We start from the raw sequence: 2,602 nt of genomic DNA, 5'->3' as shown, positions 1-2,602 counted from the left end.
CAAAGTCTCCTTTCATTTTAGGTTCTGGATAAACCTAGGGGGTACTTTGCCTTATTTTTTGCCTAAAAATGTTTACACATACTTTTATACATCATCAATATATCAGCGATTATTGAAATTTATCGACCGTAACTCAAATTATATCGGCGATTTTTGCAATATATCGACTTACCGACAAAACTCGACAATAATGACAACATAAAAAAGCTGTCTCCAGTAGATCACCTATTGAAAGACAGTTTCTTCTATTTATACTATTTGTTTTCCGTGGTGGCACCTAATACAGCAATTTCAATATTAAAAAGCTCAATTAAAGCATCCTTTAGTTGAGCGCCCCATATTTCAATTTTTATTATTCAACTGTATCTAATAACTCTACAACTAATTCCTTAGAATCTTCCCAGCTATGATATATTTCTAAGTGCCATTTCATTAATGACCTTGAGTATCCCTTTTTTTCTATCCAAAGTCCACTTTTACACAACAAAAAAGAGATAGCAGATTATGCTATCTCTTTTAATATGACCCGTACGGGATTCGAACCCGTGTTACCGCCGTGAAAGGGCGGTGTCTTAACCACTTGACCAACGGGCCAATTACTGGCAGAGAAGAAGGGATTCGAACCCTCGCACCGCGTTCGCGATCTACTCCCTTAGCAGGGGAGCCCCTTGAGCCACTTGGGTACTTCTCTATAAATATGGCTCCGCAGGTAGGACTCGAACCTACGACCGATCGGTTAACAGCCGATAGCTCTACCACTGAGCTACTGCGGAACAATTATGGTGGGCCTAAATGGACTCGAACCATCGACCTCACGCTTATCAGGCGTGCGCTCTAACCAGCTGAGCTATAGGCCCATAATTGAAAAGCGGGTGAAGAGAATCGAACTCTCGACCAGAGCTTGGAAGGCTCTTGTTTTACCACTAAACTACACCCGCATTAAATTGTAAATGGTGAGCCATGAAGGACTCGAACCTTCGACCCTCTGATTAAAAGTCAGATGCTCTACCAACTGAGCTAATGGCTCATTTTGAAAGTGGTGCCGGCTAGAGGACTTGAACCCCCAACCTACTGATTACAAGTCAGTTGCTCTACCAATTGAGCTAAGCCGGCTTGCGACTTCAAAATGGTGGCTCGGGACGGAATCGAACCGCCGACACGAGGATTTTCAGTCCTCTGCTCTACCGACTGAGCTACCGAGCCTTTATGTAAAAATGGCGGTCCCGACCGGGGTCGAACCGGCGATCTCCTGCGTGACAGGCAGGCATGTTAACCACTACACCACGGGACCTTGGTTGCGGGGACAGGATTTGAACCTGCGACCTTCGGGTTATGAGCCCGACGAGCTACCAGACTGCTCCACCCCGCGACGATAAAATATTTAATTAAGAAAAAATGGAGGAGGTAGAGGGATTCGAACCCCCGCGCGACTCTCGCCGCCTGTCGGTTTTCAAGACCGATCCCTTCAGCCGAACTTGGGTATACCTCCGAGATATAAACTTCTAATGGTGGACCTTGTAGGACTCGAACCTACGACCGGACGGTTATGAGCCGTCTGCTCTAACCAGCTGAGCTAAAGGTCCTTTATGGTAGCGGCGGAGGGGATCGAACCCCCGACCTCACGGGTATGAACCGTACGCTCTAGCCAGCTGAGCTACACCGCCATAAATGATATTAAAATAAGTGGAGCCTAGCGGGATCGAACCGCTGACCTCCTGCGTGCAAGGCAGGCGCTCTCCCAGCTGAGCTAAGGCCCCATGTTTTTTGGGAATATCGGGAAGACAGGATTTGAACCTGCGACCCCCTGGTCCCAAACCAGGTGCTCTACCAAGCTGAGCCACTTCCCGTTAATAAAAGCGCGCCCGAGAGGAGTCGAACCCCTAACCTCTTGATCCGTAGTCAAACGCTCTATCCAATTGAGCTACGGGCGCATATGGTGCCGAGGGCGGGGGTCGAACCCGCACGGTGGTCACCCACCGCAGGATTTTAAGTCCTGTGCGTCTGCCTGTTCCGCCACCCCGGCATGTCATATTGAAAATTGGAGCGGAAGACGGGATTCGAACCCGCGACCCCAACCTTGGCAAGGTTGTATTCTACCACTGAACTACTTCCGCAAGACATGTATGAGTTATTTAATTAAAAGTGCGGGTGAAGGGAGTCGAACCCCCACGCCAAAGGCGCCAGATCCTAAGTCTGGTGCGTCTGCCAATTCCGCCACACCCGCATATTAATTTATTTAAGAAAAATGGGGCGACTGATGGGAATCGAACCCACGAATGCCGGAGCCACAATCCGGTGCGTTAACCACTTCGCCACAACCGCCATGATTTCTGGTGCCGACTAGAGGACTTGAACCCCCAACCTACTGATTACAAGTCAGTTGCTCTACCAATTGAGCTAAGTCGGCTAAATGGTGGAGGATGACGGGATCGAACCGCCGACCCCCTGCTTGTAAGGCAGGTGCTCTCCCAGCTGAGCTAATCCTCCATTTGCCTGGCAACGTCCTACTCTCACAGGGACAAGGTCCCAACTACCATCGGCGCTAGAGAGCTTAACTTCCGTGTTCGGTATGGGAACGGGTGTGACCTCTCTGCCATCATTA

General features: G+C 49.1%; 22 tRNA genes and 1 rRNA gene. All 23 read right to left on the bottom strand.

The annotated features are described in order from the left end of the window. Positions 1-522: 522 nt before the first annotated feature. Positions 523-594, bottom strand: a tRNA-Glu gene (locus ACTFSI_RS27920). 6 nt (positions 595-600) lie between these two features. Next, a tRNA-Ser gene (locus ACTFSI_RS27915) sits at positions 601-691 on the bottom strand. 7 nt (positions 692-698) lie between these two features. Next, a tRNA-Asn gene (locus ACTFSI_RS27910) sits at positions 699-773 on the bottom strand. A 7-nt stretch (positions 774-780) separates the two neighbouring features. Next, positions 781-857, bottom strand: a tRNA-Ile gene (locus tag ACTFSI_RS27905). Positions 858-867: 10 nt separating this feature from the next. Beyond that, positions 868-938, bottom strand: a tRNA-Gly gene (locus ACTFSI_RS27900). 13 nt (positions 939-951) lie between these two features. Further along, a tRNA-Lys gene (locus ACTFSI_RS27895) sits at positions 952-1,027 on the bottom strand. Positions 1,028-1,037: 10 nt separating this feature from the next. Further along, a tRNA-Thr gene (locus ACTFSI_RS27890) sits at positions 1,038-1,113 on the bottom strand. A 14-nt stretch (positions 1,114-1,127) separates the two neighbouring features. Beyond that, a tRNA-Phe gene (locus ACTFSI_RS27885) sits at positions 1,128-1,203 on the bottom strand. 12 nt (positions 1,204-1,215) lie between these two features. After that, positions 1,216-1,291: transfer RNA gene (locus tag ACTFSI_RS27880), tRNA-Asp, on the bottom strand. Between the two features lies 1 nt (position 1,292). Next, positions 1,293-1,369, bottom strand: a tRNA-Met gene (locus ACTFSI_RS27875). Positions 1,370-1,396: 27 nt separating this feature from the next. Next, positions 1,397-1,489: transfer RNA gene (locus ACTFSI_RS27870), tRNA-Ser, on the bottom strand. A 17-nt stretch (positions 1,490-1,506) separates the two neighbouring features. Then, a tRNA-Ile gene (locus ACTFSI_RS27865) sits at positions 1,507-1,583 on the bottom strand. Between the two features lie 4 nt (positions 1,584-1,587). Continuing rightward, positions 1,588-1,664 (bottom strand) — tRNA-Met (locus tag ACTFSI_RS27860). 20 nt (positions 1,665-1,684) lie between these two features. Then, positions 1,685-1,757, bottom strand: a tRNA-Ala gene (locus tag ACTFSI_RS27855). A 16-nt stretch (positions 1,758-1,773) separates the two neighbouring features. After that, positions 1,774-1,847: transfer RNA gene (locus ACTFSI_RS27850), tRNA-Pro, on the bottom strand. Between the two features lie 10 nt (positions 1,848-1,857). Next, positions 1,858-1,931 (bottom strand) — tRNA-Arg (locus tag ACTFSI_RS27845). A 3-nt stretch (positions 1,932-1,934) separates the two neighbouring features. Beyond that, positions 1,935-2,023, bottom strand: a tRNA-Leu gene (locus tag ACTFSI_RS27840). Positions 2,024-2,039: 16 nt separating this feature from the next. Beyond that, a tRNA-Gly gene (locus ACTFSI_RS27835) sits at positions 2,040-2,114 on the bottom strand. A 29-nt stretch (positions 2,115-2,143) separates the two neighbouring features. Next, a tRNA-Leu gene (locus ACTFSI_RS27830) sits at positions 2,144-2,224 on the bottom strand. 22 nt (positions 2,225-2,246) lie between these two features. Then, a tRNA-His gene (locus ACTFSI_RS27825) sits at positions 2,247-2,322 on the bottom strand. 9 nt (positions 2,323-2,331) lie between these two features. Continuing rightward, positions 2,332-2,407 (bottom strand) — tRNA-Thr (locus tag ACTFSI_RS27820). 4 nt (positions 2,408-2,411) lie between these two features. Beyond that, positions 2,412-2,487: transfer RNA gene (locus ACTFSI_RS27815), tRNA-Val, on the bottom strand. Positions 2,488-2,491: 4 nt separating this feature from the next. After that, positions 2,492-2,602 (bottom strand): 5S ribosomal RNA (gene rrf / locus ACTFSI_RS27810); the annotation flags it as partial.

This window comes from Bacillus cereus group sp. MYBK101-2, assembly GCF_051918845.1.
Lineage (GTDB): Bacteria > Bacillota > Bacilli > Bacillales > Bacillaceae_G > Bacillus_A > Bacillus_A paranthracis.
Note: the sequence above shows the minus strand (reverse complement) of the source record. Positions and strands in the feature narration are given on the sequence as shown.